Source organism: Sporosarcina sp. P37 (genome assembly GCF_002109365.1).
In the GTDB taxonomy this organism is placed as follows: domain Bacteria; phylum Bacillota; class Bacilli; order Bacillales_A; family Planococcaceae; genus Sporosarcina.
Window position 1 is genome coordinate 192,366 of sequence record NZ_CP015349.1, and the last position, 22,949, is coordinate 215,314.

Annotated in this window: 20 protein-coding genes; 16 read left to right on the forward strand and 4 right to left on the reverse strand. The window is 46.6% G+C overall.

The window, feature by feature from the left end; translation table 11 throughout:
- Positions 1 to 173: 173 nt before the first annotated feature.
- Together SporoP37_RS01125 and SporoP37_RS01130 are read left to right on the forward strand one after the other, a co-directional pair.
- A complete protein-coding gene (locus SporoP37_RS01125; RefSeq protein ID WP_081241963.1) occupies positions 174 to 599 on the forward strand; it encodes an acyl-CoA thioesterase in 426 nt (141 codons plus the stop codon).
- On the forward strand, positions 599 to 916 hold the full coding sequence (locus tag SporoP37_RS01130) for a hypothetical protein (protein WP_081241964.1): 318 nt from the start codon (positions 599 to 601) through the stop codon (positions 914 to 916). The genes SporoP37_RS01125 and SporoP37_RS01130 overlap by 1 nt, the downstream gene beginning before the upstream one ends.
- 27 nt (positions 917 to 943) lie before the next feature.
- Here the strand turns inward: SporoP37_RS01130 and SporoP37_RS01135 are convergent, their stop codons facing one another.
- Positions 944 to 1,237: a HesB/YadR/YfhF family protein gene (locus tag SporoP37_RS01135; protein ID WP_085429996.1), complete on the reverse strand. Its 294-nt coding sequence runs from the start codon at positions 1,235 to 1,237 to the stop codon at positions 944 to 946.
- A 29-nt stretch (positions 1,238 to 1,266) separates the two neighbouring features.
- Positions 1,267 to 1,869: a glycerol-3-phosphate 1-O-acyltransferase PlsY gene (gene plsY, locus SporoP37_RS01140; protein WP_081241966.1), complete on the reverse strand. Its 603-nt coding sequence runs from the start codon at positions 1,867 to 1,869 to the stop codon at positions 1,267 to 1,269.
- A gap of 230 nt (positions 1,870 to 2,099) precedes the next feature.
- Here plsY and parE point away from each other — a divergent pair, with 230 nt between their 5' ends.
- The 14 genes from parE to SporoP37_RS01210 all read left to right on the forward strand — a co-directional run bounded on the left by parE (position 2,100) and on the right by SporoP37_RS01210 (position 21,150).
- Positions 2,100 to 4,115: a DNA topoisomerase IV subunit B gene (gene parE / locus SporoP37_RS01145; protein WP_231293270.1), complete on the forward strand. Its 2,016-nt coding sequence runs from the start codon at positions 2,100 to 2,102 to the stop codon at positions 4,113 to 4,115.
- Positions 4,112 to 6,538: a DNA topoisomerase IV subunit A gene (gene parC / locus SporoP37_RS01150; RefSeq protein ID WP_085429997.1), complete on the forward strand. Its 2,427-nt coding sequence runs from the start codon at positions 4,112 to 4,114 to the stop codon at positions 6,536 to 6,538. The genes parE and parC overlap by 4 nt, the downstream gene beginning before the upstream one ends.
- A 467-nt stretch (positions 6,539 to 7,005) precedes the next feature.
- On the forward strand, positions 7,006 to 9,156 hold the full coding sequence (locus SporoP37_RS01155) for an acetate--CoA ligase family protein (RefSeq protein WP_335697517.1): 2,151 nt from the start codon (positions 7,006 to 7,008) through the stop codon (positions 9,154 to 9,156).
- Positions 9,157 to 9,175: 19 nt separating this feature from the next.
- Complete coding sequence (locus SporoP37_RS01160) at positions 9,176 to 9,619, forward strand: FAS1-like dehydratase domain-containing protein (protein WP_085429998.1); 444 nt, start codon at positions 9,176 to 9,178, stop codon at positions 9,617 to 9,619.
- A gap of 15 nt (positions 9,620 to 9,634) precedes the next feature.
- Positions 9,635 to 10,060, forward strand: coding sequence for a MaoC/PaaZ C-terminal domain-containing protein (locus SporoP37_RS01165; RefSeq protein WP_085429999.1), 426 nt, complete (start codon positions 9,635 to 9,637; stop codon positions 10,058 to 10,060).
- Positions 10,061 to 10,090: 30 nt separating this feature from the next.
- Positions 10,091 to 11,251, forward strand: coding sequence for a thiolase C-terminal domain-containing protein (locus tag SporoP37_RS01170; protein ID WP_085430000.1), 1,161 nt, complete (start codon positions 10,091 to 10,093; stop codon positions 11,249 to 11,251).
- Positions 11,252 to 11,261: 10 nt separating this feature from the next.
- Positions 11,262 to 11,684 carry a Zn-ribbon domain-containing OB-fold protein gene (locus tag SporoP37_RS01175; protein WP_081241971.1) on the forward strand — a complete coding sequence of 141 codons (423 nt, stop codon included), beginning with the start codon at positions 11,262 to 11,264 and terminating at the stop codon, positions 11,682 to 11,684.
- A 31-nt stretch (positions 11,685 to 11,715) separates the two neighbouring features.
- The gene (locus tag SporoP37_RS01180) at positions 11,716 to 12,912 is read left to right on the forward strand and encodes an acyl-CoA dehydrogenase family protein (protein ID WP_085430001.1); all 1,197 of its coding nucleotides are present in this window, start codon (positions 11,716 to 11,718) and stop codon (positions 12,910 to 12,912) included.
- An 18-nt stretch (positions 12,913 to 12,930) separates the two neighbouring features.
- On the forward strand, positions 12,931 to 14,061 hold the full coding sequence (locus SporoP37_RS01185; RefSeq protein WP_085430002.1) for an acyl-CoA dehydrogenase family protein: 1,131 nt from the start codon (positions 12,931 to 12,933) through the stop codon (positions 14,059 to 14,061).
- An 18-nt stretch (positions 14,062 to 14,079) separates the two neighbouring features.
- The gene (locus SporoP37_RS01190; RefSeq protein ID WP_081241974.1) at positions 14,080 to 15,567 is read left to right on the forward strand and encodes an aldehyde dehydrogenase family protein; all 1,488 of its coding nucleotides are present in this window, start codon (positions 14,080 to 14,082) and stop codon (positions 15,565 to 15,567) included.
- Between the two features lie 149 nt (positions 15,568 to 15,716).
- Positions 15,717 to 17,159, forward strand: a complete 1,443-nt coding sequence (locus SporoP37_RS01195) for an MFS transporter (RefSeq protein ID WP_085430003.1) — start codon at positions 15,717 to 15,719, stop codon at positions 17,157 to 17,159.
- A 34-nt stretch (positions 17,160 to 17,193) separates the two neighbouring features.
- Positions 17,194 to 17,967, forward strand: coding sequence for an electron transfer flavoprotein subunit beta/FixA family protein (locus tag SporoP37_RS01200; RefSeq protein ID WP_085430004.1), 774 nt, complete (start codon positions 17,194 to 17,196; stop codon positions 17,965 to 17,967).
- Positions 17,968 to 17,995: 28 nt separating this feature from the next.
- Positions 17,996 to 18,982: an electron transfer flavoprotein subunit alpha/FixB family protein gene (locus SporoP37_RS01205; protein WP_085430005.1), complete on the forward strand. Its 987-nt coding sequence runs from the start codon at positions 17,996 to 17,998 to the stop codon at positions 18,980 to 18,982.
- 170 nt (positions 18,983 to 19,152) lie between these two features.
- A complete protein-coding gene (locus SporoP37_RS01210; RefSeq protein ID WP_085430006.1) occupies positions 19,153 to 21,150 on the forward strand; it encodes a helix-turn-helix domain-containing protein in 1,998 nt (665 codons plus the stop codon).
- A gap of 267 nt (positions 21,151 to 21,417) precedes the next feature.
- On the opposite strand, the gene SporoP37_RS01215 is transcribed toward SporoP37_RS01210, so the two are convergent.
- Both SporoP37_RS01215 and fni read right to left on the reverse strand, forming a co-directional pair.
- Entirely contained in the window at positions 21,418 to 21,792 is a 375-nt protein-coding gene (locus SporoP37_RS01215; RefSeq protein ID WP_085430007.1) for an rRNA methyltransferase, read from the reverse strand.
- Positions 21,793 to 21,835: 43 nt separating this feature from the next.
- Positions 21,836 to 22,867 carry a type 2 isopentenyl-diphosphate Delta-isomerase gene (gene fni / locus SporoP37_RS01220; RefSeq protein WP_085430008.1) on the reverse strand — a complete coding sequence of 344 codons (1,032 nt, stop codon included), beginning with the start codon at positions 22,865 to 22,867 and terminating at the stop codon, positions 21,836 to 21,838.
- Between the last annotated feature and the right edge of the window lie 82 nt (positions 22,868 to 22,949).

The following is a 22,949-nucleotide window of genomic DNA, read 5'->3' on the forward strand; positions in this document are numbered from 1 at the left end:
GACGCGCAGCTGCTCTATCACAGTCTGCAAGCGATCATACATGCTTCATAGCCGCTCATTGCCCTCCGGCGCCTCCTTGAGTTTGACCTGAAACAAATAAAACTCTTTTCATGAAATGTGTATTTCAAGCAATCCATTTTCCAGTTCGCTATACTAGTTCATGAGGTGATCACATGTTTTCCAGTGAAAAAGAAATTGAGGTCCGTTATGCAGAAACGGATCAGATGGGCGTTGTTTATCACGCCAACTACTTAATTTGGATGGAAATCGGACGTACAACGCTTATTAAAGACCTGGGGTACGAATATGCGCAGCTTGAACGCGACGGCTACCTATCGCCTGTAACGGAGCTGTCTGTGAAATATAAGACGTCGATTACATATGGTGAGACGATTACCGTGAAGACATGGGTAGAATCCCATGGCAAGCTTCGTACAGTCTATGGCTATGAAATTTTGCATGCGGACGGAAGTATTGCAGCAACGGCTGTTTCAGAGCATGTGCTCGTGAAGAAAGACAGTTTCCGGCCCGTTTCATTGCGTAAAATTCATCCGGAGTGGGACGCTGCTTATTTGGAAATTCAGCGGGGGAACAGCTGATGGCATTTGGAATCAACCGGCGGCAATTGCGGGAGTGGAAGAGTGCGGTGAAACGCGGGGAGATTGCTTTTTTGACTCATTACTGGCTTGATGACCGATTTCCGGATATTAATACAGTGACGAAAGTCGGATGCAGCGATATCGGGACACTCGCGGAGTGGGGCAGACAATATGGGTTAAAGCCGGAATGGATTCATGCGCGCGAAGAATATCCGCATTTTGACCTGATGGGGAAACGTCAAGTAGATATTTTGAAGCAGGAGGAGCAATTACACCAATTAACACGATTAAAAAATGGTAAGCATAACTCCCTATAGGAGCTGTGCTTACCATTTCATTTGCGATTACGAAACGCGGTAGTGGATAGATAACTCTTCGCTTGCCGGATCCGTATCGACATGCAGGTCATGTCCATCAAAAAACCAAAGATCCCGCTCTTCCACATAATAATGAACATCGTTGATGACCTTTTCGGCAACCGGTTCGTCAGGGGTTTCTTTCGTAATTCCGATGGAAAATCCTTCATGCAGAGGACTCGAACCGCCGTAACGCGCGAAAAACTTTACATAATCGCCTGCAGCAGCTTCCATTTCGTTCTCAAACCATTGAACTGCTTGTTCGGAAATATGAATATTCATGCAGCATACATCCTTTCCAGTAGTGACACCTATAACCACTTCACTTTTGGTTCGGTTCCGTTTTTAATACGGGCAATATTGGCGCGATGACGATAGAAAATAAAGAAGCCCATCAGAGAAACCACTAAGAATAAATACAGATCTCCGCCCATCAGGTAGAAAATAAAGCAGTAGGCGGGCCCGAGAACTGAGACGATGATGGACGTCAACGATACCATCTTTGTCAGCTTCAGCGCAATTAAAAACGTAATGATGACAAGTAAGAAAATAGGCCAGTTATAGCCCAGTAAGACACCGCCTGAAGTTGCGACAGCTTTTCCGCCGCGCAGACCCGCGAAAACAGGGAAGATATGCCCGAGCACCGCTACAATGCCGAGTGCCAGCGGATGAATCGTAGTCTCCTGAAAGTACGGCAACAGCGGTAACAGAACAGCTGCCGTTCCTTTAAAGATATCGAGCAGTGTGACGACAATGCCCGCTTTCTTTCCGAGTACCCTGAACGTATTAGTGGCACCCATATTTCCGCTGCCGTGCTGTCTGACATCGGTCTTATAAAATAGCTTGCCGATCCATAGTGCGGAAGGGATCGAACCGAGCAAATAGGCTGTCAGAATGATAATGTAATTTTCCATAGCGAACCCCTTTGTGCAAGATTGACTGTTTGTTTATAAGTGTAGCAGATGCATAAGGGACGGACAATAATAGAATTTCAGCGAATGCGAAAGAGCAGGCGCGAAACCGTTATTCGGATAAATCGTTCCTAACGATGTCACCGTTTCCGCATTGCAATCCTTACATTTCTTCTATACAATAGGTTGAGCTGAAACAAAACGTTGATTTGACAAGGTTTATCAGAAGTTGTATGATGAAAATAAGAGAACATTTGTTTGACGGGGGTTTCATTTTGACGAAACAGAAAATACAAAATACGTATGATGACAGTTCCATTCAAATTTTAGAAGGTCTGCAGGCGGTACGGAAAAGACCGGGAATGTACATCGGTTCTACCGATACGCGAGGCTTGCATCACTTAGTGTATGAAATAGTCGATAACTCAGTGGACGAGGCGCTGGCAGGCTTCGGAAATGAAATCGATGTAACGATCCATAAAGATGGCAGCGTCAGTGTGCGGGATTATGGGCGCGGCATGCCGACGGGCAAGCATGAGTCGGGCAAACCGACGGCAGAAGTTATTTTGACTGTGCTGCACGCAGGCGGTAAATTCGGACAGGGCGGCTATAAAACAAGCGGCGGCCTGCACGGCGTTGGTGCATCTGTTGTCAACGCATTGTCAGAATGGCTTGAAGTGACGATTTACCGGGACGGCAAGAAATTCCTTCAGCGTTTCGAAAATGGGGGTAAGCCGGTTACGACACTTGAAGAGATCGGCAAAACGAAGGAAACAGGCACAGCTATTCATTTTAAACCGGATACGACAATTTTCTCCACAATCAAATATCAATACGACACACTGGCAGAGAGATTGCGTGAGTCTGCTTTTCTGTTGAAAGGTTTAAAGATTACCTTGAAAGAAGAAGGCACAGATAAGCACGATGTCTTCCATTATGAGTCAGGTATTGAAGCGTTTGTTGCGTATTTAAATGAAGAAAAAGAAGTGCTCCATGAGGTGGCGTATCTTGAAGGCGAAAACGATGGCATTGAAGTCGAATTTGCCTTCCAGTTCAGCGACGGCTATGCTGAAACGATACTTTCATTCGTCAACAACGTACGGACGAAAGACGGCGGGACGCATGAAACCGGTGCGAAAGCTGCGATGACACGTGTGGTGAATGAATATGCACGCAAGTCAGGCTTGCTGAAAGAAAAAGATAAAAATCTCGACGGCGCGGATATTCGTGAAGGGATTGCGGCAATTGTTTCTGTGCGTATACCAGAAGAAATTCTGCAGTTTGAAGGTCAGACAAAAGGAAAACTGGGCACCAGTGAAGCGCGGACAGTGACAGACGCTGTCATATCGCAAAAAATGCTGTATTTCCTTGAAGAAAATGCAGAACTGAGCGCGAATCTCGTGCGTAAAGCAATTCGTGCGCATCAGGCCCGAGAAGCAGCACGTAAGGCGCGGGAAGAAGCACGTTCTGGTAAAAAGCGCAAAAAGTCTGATACACTGCTGTCCGGTAAACTGTCGCCGGCCCAGTCGCGCAATGCAGCGAAGAATGAATTATACCTAGTTGAGGGTGATTCGGCAGGCGGTTCAGCAAAACAAGGACGAGACCGTACGTTCCAGGCCATTTTGCCGCTCCGCGGTAAAGTGATCAATACGGAAAAAGCAAAACTTGAAGATATCATGAAAAATGAAGAAATTAATACAATAATCCATGCGATCGGTGCCGGCGTCGGCGCAGATTTCCAAATTGAAGATGCGGCGTACGACAAAGTCATCATCATGACCGATGCCGATACGGACGGTGCGCATATTCAAGTGCTTCTGCTGACATTCTTCTACCGTTACATGAAGCCGCTGATCGAAGCGGGGAAAGTGTATATTGCACTGCCGCCATTATTCAAAGTGTTTAAAGGCACCGGCAAGAGTGAAAAGCTGGCCTACGCATGGACGGATGATGATCTCGAAGAAGCAATTGAAAAGGTTGGCAAAGGCTATATGCTTCAGCGCTATAAAGGTCTCGGTGAGATGAATGCGGATCAATTATGGGAAACAACGATGGATCCGGCCACGCGCACGCTGATTCGTGTAACGATTGAAGATGGTGCGAAGTCCGAGCGCCGCGTCACAACACTGATGGGTGATAAAGTCGAACCGCGCCGTAAATGGATTGAAGAAAACGTCGATTTCGGCTTGATTGAAGAACATAATATTCTAGACAATGCGTATATACATGTTGAGGGGGATATGGAATGACCCATTCAGAAACTTTTCAAGATCTGCCCTTGGAAGAAGTAATTGGTGACCGTTTTGGGCGTTATAGTAAATATATTATTCAAGACCGTGCGATTCCGGATGCCCGGGACGGATTAAAGCCGGTGCAGCGCCGTATTTTATATGCGATGTTCCACGAAGGCAATACACATGACAAGGCGTTCCGTAAGTCCGCTAAAACGGTCGGTAACGTCATCGGTAACTATCACCCGCACGGTGATACGTCCGTATACGATGCGATGGTGCGGATGAGCCAGTCATGGAAACTGCGCCATGAAATGGTGGATATGCAAGGAAACAACGGATCAATTGACGGAGACTCTGCAGCTGCGATGCGTTATACGGAAGCACGGCTTTCTGCTATCGCGAGTGAAATGCTGCGCGATATCCGTAAAGAAACCGTAGATTTCGCATTTAACTTCGATGATACGGAGCTGGAGCCGACTGTCTTGCCGGGACGTTTTCCGAACTTGCTGGTGAACGGATCCACAGGTATTTCTGCAGGATATGCGACCGACATACCGCCGCACGCACTGCATGAAGTCATCGATGCCGTTCTGATGCGGCTGAAAAAGCCAAATGTCAGTGTAGATGAGCTGATGACGGTCATTCCGGGGCCGGATTTTCCGACAGGAGCTATTATCCAGGGAACGGATGGAATTCGCACTGCTTACGAGACAGGCAAAGGGCGTTTCATTATCCGGGCAAAGTGGGAAATTGAACAGCTGAAAGCAGGCAAATCACAGATCGTTATTACGGAAATTCCGTATGATGTCAATAAAGCTAACTTAGTGAAGAAAATGGATGAATTGCGCCATGACCGCCGATTGGACGGCATTGCAGAAATTCGGGATGAATCCGACCGTACCGGACTGCGCATCGTCGTCGAACTGAAGAAGGAAATAGACGGCACAGCCATCATGCAGTATTTATTGAAACATACCGACCTTCAGATTACGTATAATTTCAATATGATTGCAATCGCTGGCAGACGTCCGATGCTCATGTCACTTCCTATGCTGCTTGATGCCTACATCGATCACCAGAAAGATGTCATTACCAGACGTTCTGTATTCGATATCCGCAAGGCAAAGGAACGGCTGCATATCGTAGACGGCCTAATCAAAGCATTATCGATCCTTGATGAAGTCATTAAGACGATCCGTGCGTCAAAAGATAAGAAGGACGCCAAACAAAACTTGGTTAACGCGTTTGACTTCACGGAAGTTCAGTCGGAGGCTATCGTTTCCTTGCAGTTATATCGCCTGACCAATACCGATATTACGGAATTGAAAAAAGAGGAAGAAGAACTGCGCAGTATGATTACAGAATTGGAAGAGATCCTCGCGAGTGAATCCAAATTAAAGGCGGTTTTGGTAAAAGAAATCAAGGCGATCCGCAAGCAATTCGCCGAATCAAGACGTTCAGTAATCGAGGAGAAAATCGAAGAGCTGAAAGTGGATCTGGATATTCTGATTCCGAGTGAAGAAGTAATGGTCTCCGTCACAAAAGGCGGATATATTAAGCGCACCAGCATGCGCTCTTATTCGGCGTCGAACGGAAAAGGCCAGGAAATGAGAGAATCGGATTATAATCTGCTTGAATCAGCGATGAACACGCAGCATCACTTGCTGCTGTTCACCTCTCTCGGCAATTATATCTATCAGCCGGTTCACGAGCTGCCGGACATCCGCTGGCGTGATCTGGGTCAGCATATATCCAGTATCGTCGGCATGGAGCCGGGCGAAGAGCTGGTGGACGTCATAGGCCTTGACAAGTTTGATGAAGAACAGAGTATATTGACCGCTTCATCGAACGGCAATGTAAAAATCTCGAAACTGACGGATTTCCAAGTACAGCGTTTTAACCGTTCATTCAGAGCGATGAATGTTAAAAAGGATGACCGGCTCGTCGGTGCCCGCATAATAACAGGCGAAGAAGATATTTTATTGGCCAGCAGGCAAGCCTATTCGCTGCGGTTTGCATTGTCTGAGCTCGCGGTTACGGGTATTCGCACAGCCGGTGTCAAAGGCATCAACTTAAAGCCTGAAGACGAGCTGGCGGCGTTTGAAGTAATTACACCGCAAACGAAGAATGTCTTTCTGGCCACACAGCGCGGATCAGTAAAGCGAATGAATATATCAGAGTTTGAAGTCAGCTCTAGAGCACTCCGCGGCGTGACGATAGTAAAAGAGCTAAAATCTAACCCACACCGGATTGTTGATATGAAAGCAGTAAAAGACGATGAGGAAATGGTCTTGCTGACTGAAAAGAACGAGAAAATTGAAGTGGATCCAATGGCTTTGAAAAATACCAATCGTCAATCTACAGGCAGCGCCGTAGTTGATGAAGCAAAAAGTGGTAAAGTCATACAAGTTTCCACAATAAAGAAAGAAAGTAAATAAGCTGATCCATGCGGGCTGCCCGGCAAGTCGTTATATGACGACTTGCTGTGGCGGCTCTTTTTTTATGTTTCGGATGTTGTGCAGAAAACAGGACGGGAAATCTCATTTGCACAGGAACGTGCCGCCTTCCCGATGCGTCCGCTGCTCCTTTTATGTACTCCAGTGACGCACATATTCAGTGTTAGCTCTATATAAGAACAATAGCCTGTGTAATCCGTTAAAAGAGCGGTGATCTGTCTCCAATGTCGCGGTCATCCCCCGCGAAAGTCGGGTTTGTTTATACCGTTCAGAATATATTGAAAACAAAAAACCTTGTATTGCCAGCGCTTCAGCAAGGCCACTCATTATTTTTCCAGCACTAATAACATTAATTACTTAATCCTTAAAAAATAAAAATAGAAAATAAAACCGTTTGCTATGATTCTATACAAGTTAGACAAAATATAAGCGTCAGAGGTGAAGTGATGATGAAACTGATGAATGAAAAAACTAGATTGAATGCAGAATTGGATCCATTATTCCATCCACGCACGATTGCCGTACTCGGAACTTCGGAAAATACAAATAAAATAGGGTACTTGCAGCTCAAGGCGCTGCTTGACGGCGGATTTACAGGGGATATTTTCCCGATTCATCGCAGTGCCAAGGAAATCGCAGGCTTGACGTGTTATCCAAGTGTTAAGAATGTGCCGGATCAAGTAGATCTTGCCATCCTTTGTGTCGGAATTGATCAAGTGGAGACATGTTTAATTGAATGCGGTGAAAGCGGTGTCAAAGCAGCCATCGTCTTCGCGGCGGGATACTCTGAAATCGGAGAAGCAGGCATAGCTGCACAGGACCGCCTGAAAGAACTGGCTGACACGTACAATATCCGGATTATCGGTCCGAACTGTGTCGGTTTGCTTAACACAACAAACGGCTTAATGGGCACATTCTCACCGGGCTTGACGAATATGCCGCTAAATAAAAAACGGGAAGCAGGCTTCGTAACACAGAGTGGAGCATTTGGTGTACTGACATATATCGCGGCTGCCCAGCAAGGACTGACATTCAACTATTTCGTCAGCGTTGGCAATGAAGTCGATGTGGCTTTTTCCGACGTGATCGAGTATATGCTGCATGATCCGTACACGAAAATTGCGAGCGGATATCTGGAAGGAGAGAAAAATCCGGAGAAGCTGCGGAAGCTTGCGAAGTTTGCTCTTGAAATCAACAAACCGATCGTCATCATGAAATCCGGACGGAGCAGCGCAGGAAGCCGTGCCGCGGCATCACACACAGGTTCATTAGCGGGAGCCGATCAAGTGTATGACGGATTCTTCAAACAAACCGGCATTGTCCGCGCTGATGATTACAATGACATCATTTCTTTCTCAAAACTGTTCATGTCGAATAAAATGCCGGCGGGAAGAAATACCGTAATTGTTACAAGCTCCGGCGGAAGAGGGATCAATGAAGCTGACCGCTGTGAATCATTCGGCCTGACTATCCATCCCCTGAGCGACAAAATAAAACAGGCAATTGAAAAAAATATTCCTGGTTACGCAAGCGCTTCCAACCCGATTGATCTGACAGCCGCAGCATCCATCACCCACCCGCAGCTGTTTGTGGAGCCGTTAAAAGTACTGGTCAATGATCCGGAGACAGATATTATCATTTTTTCTGAATTCCCTATGCACTGGGATGAAAACACACCCGAACTGCAGGAATTTGTTGCGCTTTGCGAGAACTCCGATAAGTTCATTCTCGTGACTACGTTCCCGCTTGAAGGCATGTCCGTTCCAAAAGGAGTCCAGTATCTGGAAGACCATGGCATTCCGTTTGTAAGAGGTGATATGGATCCTATCCGCTCGCTGGCAAAGCTGGCAGAGTACAGAGAAGCGTGCGATAAGGCTAGAGAACGAAAAACGCAGGCCGAACCGGAGAAAGTCAATAAAACGAACATCCGCCATTTATTCCCGGAAAATCAGACATTAAGTGAATCACAGTCTGCTGCGATTTTGAATGAATATGGAATTCCTACTGCAAGACGCGCACTCGCACAGTCTTCAGCAGAAGCAGTGGCGTGTGCGGAGAGCATTGGATATCCTGTCGTGCTGAAAATCGATTCGCCTGATATTCCCCATAAGACCGAAGTAGACGGCATCCGATTAAACGTAAAAAATGCGGCAGAAGTCAGAAAGGCGTATGAGGAGATCTGTCATAATGCGGCCGCGAACTGTCCGGCAGCCGAAATTCACGGTGTGGCTGTGCAGGAAATGCTGCCAGAAGGCGTAGAGGTCATTGTAGGCGTCACGAATGATCCGACATTCGGCCCGGTTATCATGTTCGGTCTCGGCGGTGTATTCGTTGAAGTGTTTAAAGATGTATCGTTCCGTGTTGCGCCGATCACCAGAGCAGATGCAATCGATAAGATGAAAAGTCTGAAAGGCTATGAGTTATTAAAAGGTGTACGAAATAAAAAGCCGGTCGACCAAGAAGCGATTATCGATGTGCTGCTGAAAGTATCTGAATTGATTCAAGATTATTCTAATGAAATCAAAGAAATTGACATCAATCCGTTAATTGTCTACGAGAAAGGCATTATAGCGGCAGATGCACTAATTATTACAAAGTAATGCGTGGGGAGGATAAAAAATGAACTTGGATCACAGCGTCATTGGTTTAACGAGCGATGAGTATGTGTTTGAAGTAGAAGGCCGGCATGTCGGTCAATTCGCAGCTGCAATCGGAGACGATAATCCACTCTATACGGACGAAAGTTACGCAAAGCAATCAGCGTACGAAGGACTGATCGTGCCGCCGACATTTCCGATTGCGATAAATGACGGAAAGACGGAAATGCCGCTTCATCTCGACCAGCGCAGAATGCTGCACGGCGAGCAGGAGTTTCTTTACTACAAGCCGATCCGCATTGGCGACCGGCTGCGCTGCCAGATCAAAGTAAGCGATCTGTATGACAAAGAAGGTAAAAGCGGGAAAATGCAGTTTTTAAAACTTGATACGGAAATGAAAGACGAAACAGGCGATCTGGTTTGTATCAGCCGGATGAATATCGTCTATCGCTCACCGGCGAACTGACAGGAGGGACGTCATATGATCAAAGATTGGGTGTTGGAAGAGCTGACTGTAGACCAGAAACTTGAACCGATGGTGAAACCGCCGATTACGAAAGTGCAGCTTGCACAGTATGCAGGTGCTTCCGGAGATTTTAATCCGCTGCACCTGGACGATGAATTCGCGAAGAAAATAGGCATGGAGGGTGTCATTGCACACGGCATGCTGATCATGGGCTTCCTTGGCGAATACGTCATGAAGATTGCAGGCAAAGAAGCACAAGTCTCAGCGATCAAGATGCGTTTTGGCAAAATGACTGTACCGGGCGACGAAATCCGCTGCACGGGTACAGTGGAACGGATATATGAGGAAGACGGCAAGCGGTGCATCGCTCTGGACCTGACAGCCGAGAAGATATCTGGGGGAGCAGTCGGTTCCGGTAGTGCCATTTTACAACTTACGTAAAAGCAATTGGGAAATAGGAGGAATTTATTTATGGGAACTATAAAAGACCGCTATGCCATTGTCGGCGTAGGAGAAAGTGAACGCTCAAGAAAATCGGGAACAACGCCTCTTCACTTAGCGCTCGATGCGGCAAATGCAGCGATTAAAGATGCAGGTTTGAAAGCAACAGACATCGACGGATTCATGAACTATAACGAAGGAGACTCCTGTACGTCCCACCAATTGGCGACGTATCTCGGTGTGCGGCCAAAATACGTCAAAGATATCCAGGGCGGCGGAGCAAGTACTGAGATGCTGATTGCAGATGCGGTGGCACTCATTGAGGCGGGCCAGCTGAATACAGTGTTGATCTACCGTTCATTAAACGGCAGTTCCGGCACGCGTGTAGGACGCGGCTATGATCCCGATATGCTTCAAGGTGCTCTTGCAGGCGGAAGTTTCGTGATTCCTTATGGATCGGCGAGCCCGTCCCAGTGGTTTGGAATGTATGCCATGCGTCATATGCATGAAACAGGTACAACAAAAGAACATCTCGGACACGTGTGCTTGAGTTTTTATGAGCATGCACAGCGCAATCCGAAAGCGTTTCTTCACGGCAAGCCGCTGACGATGGAAAACTATCTGGCAACACCGGATATCAGTTCGCCTTTTAACATTCATGATTCCTGCCTGGAGCTGGATGAAGGAAATGCGCTGATCGTAACCTCTGCGGAGAACGCGAAAAACTGTACGTCAAGACCCGTCTACATTATGGGCATGTCGGCAAGACAATGTCATCCGCACGCGCATTATTGGAACGATATTGATCAGGTAGCTTCCGATTACGTAGCGAAAGAGCTGTATGAAAATGCAGGTGTGACTCCGGAAGATATCGACGTTGCCGCCATCTATGACTGTTTCAGCTGGGTAGTGCTGCGCCAGCTGGAAGCGTATGGCTTTGCGAAACGCGGGGAAGCTGGAGAATTTGTTGCACAAGGAAATTTAAAGATGGGCGGAAAATTGCCAACCAATACAGCAGGCGGCATGCTGTCTGAAGGCTATACGCACGGAATGAATAATGCCATCGAAATCGTCAGACAGCTGCGCCATGACTATGAAGGAACTGATCGCCAAGTAGAACACTGCAAGATCGGCATTTGTACCGGCTGGGCCGGTCCGGATATTGCAGGCGCGATGATTTTACGAAACTAGGAGGAATAGTATGACGTACCAAAAACCGATTCCATTGAAAGATCAAGACAATCAAGCGTACTGGGATGCAGCGGATAAGCATGAGCTCGTACTGCAAAAATGTAATGACTGCGGGACGTTTTCGCAGCCGCCCGGCCCGACATGCGCAAATTGCGGAAGTGCAAATGTAGGGTGGGAAAAGATGGGGAATGATGTGCAAGCGACCGTCTATTCTTATGTCGTATCTTATCGTCCATTCCTGCCCGGCTTCCAGGATGAACTGCCAACAATTATTGCGTTGGCGCAGCTGGACCGTGTGCCGGAAGTGAAGATCATGGGAAATATTCTGAATTGCGATGAACAAGATGTGCAGATTGGCATGCCGGTTCAAATGACGTGGGTTGATATTACAGAAGACCGCGCGTTGCCGCAATGGCAGCCTGTTACGAACTGATCGACAGACGCGGAAGAAAGGATGATGAATCATGGATTTCACATTTACAAAAAAGGAAGAGAAATTCAGAACCGAACTGCGGACGTGGCTTGAAAAAAACCTCCCGGAAGGATGGCTGGAAGGCAAGCGGGACTTACCGGAAGATATCGAAGAATATTCACGTGTATTGCGTGATTGGCAAAATAAATTGTACGAGGGCGGATGGGCAGCCATCGCCTGGCCAAAAGAATATGGCGGACGGGATGCCAGCCTGATGGAAGAGATTATTTATCATCAGGAGATGGTCAGAGTCAAAGCACCGCCGCTGATTAACTACATAGGTATCCATATGGTGGGTCCTACGTTAATCGATATGGGTACGGACGAGCAAAAAGAGAAATACTTGAAGAAAATCCTTACAGGTGAAGAAATATGGTGTCAGGGCTATTCAGAGCCTAACGCCGGATCCGACTTGACGGCCATCAAAACACGTGCTGTGAAAGACGGAGACCGCTGGCTGATCAACGGACAAAAAGTCTGGACGAGCTTCGGTCATGTGGCGGATAAATGCTTCCTGCTGACCAGAACGAGCAATCATCCTGAAAAGAAGCACCGCGGCATCACAGTATTCTTGATAGATATGGACCAGCCGGGAGTAGAAACACTGCCCATTGTCCAAATGGATGGACATAAAGAATTTAACGAAGTGTATTTGACGGATGCGGAAGCGACCGACGCAGATATCGTCGGCCAGCTGGATTCAGGGTGGCACGTATTAATCGCGCTCATGCTGCATGAACGTACGGGAATTGGTGCGGAGCTGTTCACGCTCGAACAGCAGTTTAACGATACAGTCAAAATGTCTCAGCAATACAAAATTAACGGACGGCCATTAATTCAGGATCCGATGATCAGACAGAAGATGGCGGGCTTCTACGCACGTATTCGCGGATCACTGCTGAATTATTACAGAAACCTGACGACCACGTTAAAGAATGGGCGGCCCGGTCCGGAAAGTTCGATCGATAAGCTGGTTGTCAGTGAGCTCAACAAAGAATTGTCTTCATTTGCGGTAGAGATCCAAGGGCACCATGGTGTGCTGTGGGATCAGGATGCACCGGCCGATTCTAAGTGGCAAAGTTTATTCCTGGCTTCATTCGGTCAAACGATTGGCGGAGGAACTAGTGAAGTGCAGCGGAACACAATCGGTGAGAGAGTGCTTGGACTGCCCAAAGACATGGGACGTTAATAGACGGGGGGATGCAAAATGGATTTTTCACTGACTGAAGATCAAGAAACGTTCCGCGGACATATCCGGAAAATGCTGGATACGTTCGGCGGTACGCAAGTGGCACGCGAAATGATTGAAAACAAACCGGAAAATTTGAAGAAACTTTATCATACATTGGCGGAACTTGGGTGTACGGCCATCAATATTCCAGAGGAGTATGGCGGACTGGATCTCGAATCACTTGACTTGGTTCCAACGTACGAAGAACTCGGACGGTCTCTCGTTCCCGGCTTGTTCATGGAAACGAATGCGCTCGCAGTGCCAATACTGAAGAAATACGGGACAGACGCACAAAAGCAAAATTATTTGTCTGCTGTTGCGGCGGGGGAAACACATATCTCCTTTGCGGCACTTGAGCCGTTCCATGACTTTTCTCCGCAAGGGATTCAATGTACTTTGCAGCAAAAAGATGGGCAGTACGTATTGAACGGCACAAAACTTCTCGTGCCTGAAGCAGAACTCGCAGAGGCATTCCTGCTGCTGGTCCGGACGAGCGGCGATCAGGAAGACGGTTTGGCGCTTGTGCTGATCGATAAGACAGATGAGCTGTCAATAACAAAACAGGCGTCTTTTGATGAAGCGAAGCACGTGGCGAAACTAGACTTTACCGATTATACGATTACGGAAGAGCAAATCGTAGGCGAAGCGGATAAGGGCTGGGCTAATTTGCAGGAAGGTCTGCTGTATTTCAACGCAGCTCTCAGTTCGTATATGGTCGGCGCGATGGAGAGTGTGGTCAGCATGGCGGCGGACTATGCAAATATCCGTGAGCAGTTCGGTCAGAAAATCGGACGATTCCAGGCAATCAAACACAGTATTGTAGATATGAAAGTGCATTTGGAAATTGCCCGGTCTTTAAGTTATTACGCAAACTGGGTGGCAGACACCGATGAAGCAGACCGGGAAGCGGCAGTATACAGTGCACGTACGTACACAACAGAGAAATTCATCGAAGCATCTGCTCAAAACATTCAAATTCATGGCGGAATCGGATTCACGGAAGAAATCGATTGCCATTTATATGTAAAACGCGCACGCTATTATGATCAATATCTGGGTTCAACCCCTTTCTATCAGGAAAAAGTAGTCACGTCACTGGGCTGGTAATCAGAAGGAGGAGAGTATATGACGAATGTAACCGAGAGATCCAAAGTGAAGACCTATGGCAATGTCGTTAACGGCAAGACGATGCAAGCGCAAGACGGCGCTGTGACAAACAGTATCGATCCGTCCACCGGGAAAGTGTGGGCCATGATTCCTTCCAGTAAAAAAGAAGATGCGGAGATGGTGATCCAGGCAGCACGCGGGGCGTTTGCAGACTGGGCGGATCTGCCGGCCCGTACACGCGGTGACTATATGCGTAAGATTGGGGATATGATTCCCGAGTATGCTGCGGAATTGCTGGAACTGGAAACACGAAATAATGGCTGGGTGCTTGATGAGTATGGCTATTTAGCGGAAGTATTGAAGCAAATTTGGTATGACGCGGCAGGTGCGGCATCATTAGTGGGTTCTCAGGGCCGTACTGTCCAGATGGGTGCGGGTGATTTCGGATTTACAGCACGCAAGCCTTACGGAGTGGCAGTCTTAATCCTGCCCTGGAACGCACCGCTGTTTACATTCACCATTAAGGCAGCCTATGCGCTCGCGGCGGGCAATACGGTCGTTATTAAACCATCTGAAAGTGCGGCAGTCGGTTCGCTGCGGTACGGCGAACTGATTTCACAAATTCTGCCGCCGGGTGTGCTCAATGTCATTTCAGGTGCTGGCAGAGAAATTGGAGATTACCTGGTAGGTCACAAAGAAGTAAATAAGGTAAGTTTGACAGGTTCAAAAGCGACAGCGGAACGCATCACGAAAGCGACCGCTCATTCACCGAAGTCATTAATTTTTGAACTCGGCGGCAAGTCCCCGAATATCGTCTTTGAAGACGCAAATATTGATCAGGCAGTATACGGTCTGATTCATGGAATCTTCACTCGCAACTCCGGACAGTTATGTGTGGCGGGCTCGCGTATGCTTATCCAGCGCAGCATTTATGATGAAGTGATCGGACGGCTGAAGGATTTAATGACAGATAGTGAATTCGTTAAGCACGGCGATATACTAAACACGAATAACACGATGGGGCCCATCGCCAATGAATCACAGTATAAGTCTGTTTGCTCTTACATTGATGAGGCATCACACGAGGGCTATGAAATAGTGTTCGGCGGAAAATACGGCGGAAACGAAGTGTTGCCTGGCCAGCCGGAATTTGCTGACGGCTACTGGGTTCAGCCTACACTTGTAAAGGTGGCGGATAACAGTATGAAACTGGCCCGTGAAGAAATCTTTGGGCCTGTGGCGGTCGCTATTCCGTTTGATACGGAAGAAGAAGCTGTACAAATCGCAAATGACACGAATTTCGGTCTGGCAGCGGGTGTATGGACACAAAACCTTGGTTTGGCTCACCGAATGATCGATAAGCTGCAGGCCGGCAATGTATGGGTCAACACGTACGCTAGAGTAGGAGCGGATTTGCCGTTCAGCGGAATGAAGGAAAGCGGCTATGGAACAGATTCAATTCTCGATTATACACAGGAAAAAGCCTGTGTCATCAATATCGGCTGATGAGCCGGACATAATCTGCGGCAAGAGTGTTCCGGGTGCAAATATACCTGAAACATCTTCTGCAGATCTTCACTGTAGACCCTGACTAAATACGGCATAATGAATAAAGCTTTCAAACTATTACATGATCGATAAAGGGAGGCCATTTTATGAGTGAAACGGCATGGAAGGATCAGTCGATTACTAGAGGTTTTTTATTCATCAGTTTTGGAGCGTTCTTTATTATGTTCAGTTTAGCAACGCATCTCCCCGCATATCCGCATATGATTGCAGAATTTAATCTGGCGCCGGGTTATGCGGTATGGATGCAGCTGGGTCTGGCTGTCGGGCTGACGGGTTTTCAGCCGCTGCTCGGATGGATCGGGGATTCGTTCGGAATAAAAATTGTCCTAATGATCGGCGGAGTGTTTATGATCATCGGTTCCGTGCTGGTGGCTTTCTCATTTTCTTTCTGGGTGCTCGTGCTCGGTTTGTTCTTTAAAGGGATTTCCGGAGCGGCGATTGCGCCATCGGGATTTGCTTATGCGGGGAAGTACATGGTCGGAACACAGCGCGGAAAAGCTATGGGGACATTTGCCGCATTCATCACTATTGGTTCGGTATTCGGTCCGGTATTGAGCGGAATGATTGTCGATGCGGTCAACTGGCAAGCAAGCTTCCTGTTCACTGCGCTGCTGGGCGGCGTAGGGATCGCATTATTCACTTTTGTTCCGCACGTGAAAGTGCAGGCACGTCAAAAATTGGATGTGCTCGGTCTAATTTTCGTCCTTCTTCTGTTAGTGAGTCTGTTGACAATTCCGACATTCATCAATAGCTATGGTATTGAATCAGGAATGTGGATCCCGTCACTGCTTGTTTTTGCTGCTGCATTACTGATTCTGGTCTTTGTAGAGAAAAAGCAAAAAGCTCCGCTGCTTGATATGGAGTATGTCGTCAACCGGAACTTCTGGGCACCTACAATGATTGCTGTGTTTATATTCCTTGGATATACAGGCGTAATGTACTTATTGACATTCTTCGTACAGAACGTCCAGGGCAAGGCGGCCACTACGGTCGGTTTTCTGCAGATGGCAGTTTTCCTCGGTACATCGGCTGCGGCTTATGTAAGCGGCAGGATCATCAAAAAATTGTCTGCACGTCTCGTGATCGGTTTCGGTATTCTCATCTTCGCTTCGGGAATCATCATGCTGAATTTCGTTACCCTAACGACATCATTTGCGTATCTGTTCATCTCAATGAGTTTCGTCGGGATTGGGGTCGGATTCCAAACGCCTGTTGTCAAGGGGCTGATCGTTTCTAAAGCTTCAGTGGAACGGATGAATGTGGTGACTTTTACGAATACGGTTATTGAAAACCTTGCACAGAGAATGGGCGCATCGTTTGCCTTGGTTGCTTTCTCCATATTTAGTGCAAGCGGCAACAATGTGGCGGCCGTAGTGAATACATCTTGGGTGATCATCGGTTTCATCATCATTGCATTACTGCTCTTACCATTGATTCCGCGGGCGATCCCCGGCATTCATACAAGTGAAGAAGATTTACTCGATACCCGTGTAGTTCCGAAACCATTGAAAGCAGAAGGGATAAAATAAATTTCGCTGTAACGTATAGAGAGGAGACTTTACCATGAATATTTATGTCTTGCTGAAAAAAACATTTGACACAGAGGAAACAATTTCTGTGTCGGGCGGCCGAATTGATGAAAGCGGTGCGGAGTTCATTATCAATCCGTACGATGAATATGCGGTAGAGGAAGCGATTCTTCAGCGCGATCAGCACGGCGGTACGGTAACTGTCGTGACGGTTGGGGATGAGTCTTCAGAGAAGCAGCTTCGCACGGCATTGGCGATGGGAGCGGATGATGCAGTTCTCATTGACACAGATGCGGATCTGGACGAAGGTGACCAGTTCACAACAGCGAAAATTCTGGAGAAGTTCTTTGAAGGAAAGGAAGCAGACTTGATTTTAGCTGGCAATGTGGCAATTGATGAGGCGAGCGGACAAGTCGGTCCCCGCCTGGCAGAACGTTTAGACATGCCTTTTATCACGACTGCCGTCAAACTGGAAATTGAAAACGGCACAGCGAAGATAGAAAAAGATGTCGAAGGGGATCTCGAGAAAATTGAAGTTCCTCTCCCGCTGCTCGTAACTTGTCAGCAGGGGTTGAATGAGCCGCGCTATACATCACTGCCGGGTATTATGAAAGCGAAGAAGAAGCCGCTTGAGCAATTGGAACTGGACGATCTGGATCTCGATGAAGAAGATGTGCGGGCCAAAACGGCAACAGTCGCGGTCTTCATGCCGCCCAAAAAACAGGCGGGGCGTATTCTGGCGGGCGAGACAGGAGCCCAGGTAAAAGAATTGGTCAGCTTATTGACGAAAGAAGCAAAAGTACTCTAAACACCCACGGACGGAAAGGAGTTTTATTATGAGTGAAAAGATACTGGTCATCGGAGAATTACAGCAAGGTGTTCTCCGTCAAGTAAGTTACGAGACAATCGCGGCTGCGAAACAAGTAGATGCCGATGCAGAAATTGTAGCCCTTGTGATGGGCGGCGGGAATTTGCAGCAGCCGGCAGAAGAAATGATCCGCTATGGTGCAGACCGTGCCATTACGGTCGCACATGCGAACTTGAATAATTATACATCAGAAGCTTACGGGCAAGTCATTCTGGAAGTTATGCAGAAAGAAAATCCGTCCGGCGTCATGATGGGCCATACATCAGTCGGTAAAGACGTAACACCTAAAATTGCAGGCCGTCTGGAACTGGGCTTAATTTCGGATGCTGTGGCAATCGAAAAAGAAGACGGTAACATAATGTTTACGCGGCCAATCTACTCAGGCAAGGCATTCGAAAAGAAAGTTATAACAGATGAAGGCCTGCTTTTCGCAACGATCCGTCCGAACAATATACCAGCGCTTGAATATAACCCAAACCGTACGGGTGAAGTATCAGCCTTAGAGCTGGATGTGAAAGATCTGCGCACAATTGTAAAAGAAGTCATCCGCCGAAAAAATGAAGGTGTCGACTTATCGGAAGCGAAAGTCGTTATAGCGGGCGGGCGTGGCGTTAAGGGCGCGGAAGGCTTCCAGGCGTTGTATGAGCTGGCAGACTTGCTTGGCGGCGCTGTAGGAGCCTCACGGGGCGCGTGTGACGCCGATTATTGCGATTACTCCCTGCAGATTGGTCAAACAGGAAAAGTGGTTACACCTGATCTTTATATTGCAGTCGGCATTTCCGGAGCTATTCAGCATATGGCCGGCATGTCCAACTCAAAAGTCATCGTAGCAATTAACAGTGATGCAGAAGCGAACATCTTCAACATAGCAGATTACGGAATTGTCGGCGATCTGTTTGAAGTTCTTCCATTGCTGATTGAAGAGTTGAAATTAGAAGGTGCAGTTATTCAGTAATCAGCAAATGCACACAGCAGCCGGAATGTTCAATAAATGAACATTCCGGCTGCTTTTTCATGCAACTCTCCAAATCCGGCAACACGCTCTGTTACTATAATTGAATAGGGAATTTTCTGAATTCATGGTATACTAATCAAAATTACGGTACACCGGGAGGAATAGGTTTGATGAATTATGATTTGCTGTTGAATGATAATACTGATGAATTGACTGATCATGTAAACATTGCCAAAAAAATCGACCGCTTCCAGGTAATCGTCATGTACGATCGCCAGCCTAATTTCTTTGATTACAACTATTTAATGAACTTCCCAAGTAAAAAAGTCCGAAATAAAATTGATACAAACCGAATTTTTCCCAGAGTCAAAAACGAAACATTTATTGTCAGGCAGAAAAACTATGAGGAAAATATTCAATTGTTTTTTAAATTGCGCTTGAACGCCAGATACGAACTGCTGGCAAAAGTAACTGAATTTATGACAGCAAAGTTCTTCAGAACGTATGAAAGTCATCTGACACCGCTGCTCGAAAATAAGCCGACGCTTAAATGGGAAATAATCAATAAGTTATACCGCAAGTATGAAACTATGCTGAGTTCACATGCCCGGCTTAACGAAGAAAAAGCCTGGAGTGTGTTCAGCACGTGGTATAGAACGTATCTGCTGAATCATACGGTAAATCAACTGTTAACAGAATACGGTTACGGCAAGCTGAATGCCATGGATAGAGAAGAGCTGAACCTTTTGTTTTTGGAAAAACTGAATGCCAGCTTTGCTTCCGATGACAGCTTCCTGAATGCATTCACAGCAGATGTCAATCTGTATATTGAAAAAATGGTGTCTGAAATTCTTGCGCTGTTTGAATTAGAGAAAGACTCCATGGAACAAATTAATGAATTATTCGGTGATGGAGCCCGTTTAGCTGACCATCAATCGGTGGAAACTGAAGCAAAATCCAATCACCTCACCGTCATGAGCAATGCTCTTTATCAATTCGTAACGGAAGCGATCTCCAACCAAAAGTTTCAATGCGCATCGGATGAGTGGCCGCAGGCATCAATTAAAAATGCGACGCTTTCAGGCTCGTTATATTTGATGCCGCCGGATAAGGAAAAAAACGCAGGCAGTTTGGCAAAAGCACGAGAGTATGCCGCAAGTCTGACAGAATTTGATGTGGATGTACTGGACTCGCTATGCCATATGTATTTGGCGCAGTCGCAAACAGACGGCCGCACAGAAATTCGTCTGGATGATTTACTGAAAATCCGGGGATTGAAAACAAAATTGGGCGGAACAGGCCGGCGCGGGGGTTATGAAAGAGAACAGCGCATCCGTCTATTGAAAGCGCTTTCTGTTATTCAGTATGTATGGATTGAAATGGACAGCGTACGGATCTACGAACAAGGAAAACCCGTCAGCAAACGTATGGAAGGGCGCGTATTCGAATTTTTTCATGAGGATGGCAGCCCGTATCTATTTACAGCTGAAACGATACCTGACACTATCTATATGGCAATTGGCGATGTATTTGATCATTTTTTACAAGGATCGGCAAGACAAGTAAAATTATTGCCGAATCAGGCAATTGAATTTAATCCGCACCAACAGAAATGGGAAAAGAAGCTGATCCGCTATATCAGCTGGCGCTGGCGAACCCAGGCACGCAATGCCGGCTATCTGCAGCCGCATAAAGTCAGTACGCTACTTGAAAAAATTGGCGTACAGGCGGATTCGCAGACACCTTCACGCATTCGAGACCGTTTCGAAAAAGCCCTTGATTCATTGGAAGACGAAGGGATTATTACGTTTTGGCAATACAACCAATGGAATGAAGAGAGCATGACGAAGAAAGGATGGCTGCGGATCTGGCTGGAGACGACCATTATCATCGCACCGCCTGACGAAATTATCAGCTATTATCAGCCGATTGAGCGAAAAAAGGCCGGCGCGGCACGCCTTACGCCGGCAGCAGGGAAGGATGAGACTGACAGAGAGATTGGAGCCAAATTTAAAAAGAAGCGCCGGCAGCTCGGATACACATTGGAGGATGTGTCTGATCAATTGAACATCTCCACGTCCTATATAAGCAATATCGAAAGAGGCGCATCAAAACCGTCAAAGAATATCTATCAGCGCATGCAGAATTGGTTAGAATGTAATGAATGACAGACTGCTGTTCAAAAATCAGAAAAAACTGCAGCGATTGGTCAAATTGCAGATCAATCGCTGAACTGCAGAACATTCGCTCGTAAAATACGCAATAATGTATTATAATCATTCATTGTGTGATTAAGGATAAATCCATGAAAAATCCGATTTTATCTCACTATCTCAAGTATACTTAGCACTGATACATAACTTCCTATAATTTATATTATGTTCGGGGCGTTCTACGATCCATACATATTCTATTCTCACCGCAGCCTTCTCGCCCTAGCTTTCCAAGCGATTTTTATGTTCTCTTCTTTTAACATCTTCTGTGTTGATAAACCCTGCACTATACTCAATTACATCATTAATAAATAATTTATGATCTTTCGCCAGCTGTTTTACCGATTCCAGCAATTCCTGGTCATATGTTGTTTTGTACTGAATACGATCTGTCGGCCGTAAATTTTTATCGTATTCAATATTTCCAGCAGCTAATACATTCAGTAATCCATTTTCCAATAAATAATTACTGTATGTATTATGTTCTTCTGATAATGCTTCTAATTGCTCCAAGATTTCCTTGCTGATGTTTGTTCGAAATTTAACTCGCGTTTCATCTGTTGTCTGAATCATTTTCCCGTTCACTAATTTCCACATTATTATTTCCTCCTTAGTTGTCATAAACCCGCAAATTGTCCATTTACGGGTTTATTCTTTGTAATCGATCGGTTTGCTGCAATTCATTAATATTCGCTGAGCCTGTCGCAAACATGGCCATTCGCAATTCGAGCTCTCTAATTTCCATTGACTGGAAAACCCGTTCAGCTGACACAGTCGCTTCTTCTAAAATAGCCCGGCCAAAACCGACAAAATCTGCGCCTAAGGCAAAACATTTTGCGGCATCTGCGCCTGTATGGATTCCGCCGCTTGCAATCAGCAGCTTTTCTTTCATATAGGGTTTGACGAGTTGTATAGAATCGGCTGTCGGAATACCCCATTCGCTAAATGCATCGGCAGCCTGCTGTTTGATTGGCGTTGTGCGATATTTTTCCACCTGGCTCCATGACGTTCCCCCTGCGCCTGCGGTATCGATGAATGATACCCCGGCATCCAGCAGTTTATTAGCGGTAGATCCGTCTATTCCCCACCCTACTTCTTTTACGCCGACAGGTACGCGTAATTCATTGCATAATTTTTCGATCTTCAGCAACAAATCGCTGAAATTGGTGTTTCCTTCAGGCTGAATCACTTCCTGCAGAACATTCAAATGAAGAACCAGTGCGTCAGCGCCGGTATAGTCAATAATTTGACGGCATTCATCCGCTGAAAATCCGTAATTCAGCTGTACAGCGCCTAAATTTGCGATAATCGGAATGGTCGGGGCATATTTTCTCAACGCAAACGACGGCCGGAATGCTTCACTTTCTATTAAGGCACGCGTCGAGCCTAATGCAAGTGCCCAGCCTCTGTCTTCCGCAGCAAGCGCCAGGTTCCGGTTAATAGTTTTTGCGAAATCTGCACCGCCTGTCATCGAACTGACTAAAAACGGCGTTTTACAAGGTTGATCTAAAAATATTTGCCCGATGTCAATATCATCAAACGGCAGTTCCGGCAATGCATTATGCAAGAAATGATAATTTTCCAAACCTGTCGTGATCGTATGTCCAGTCACCTGTTCGTCCAGCACAATCTGAATATGCTGTGCTTTCCGGTCGTTCAATTTCTTGCCCATGAATTCAGCTCCATTTCGATACATTGCTACCCTTTAGTATGGCGATTTTCTTAGCTAAATACAAGTTATCACCGCGTGTTGC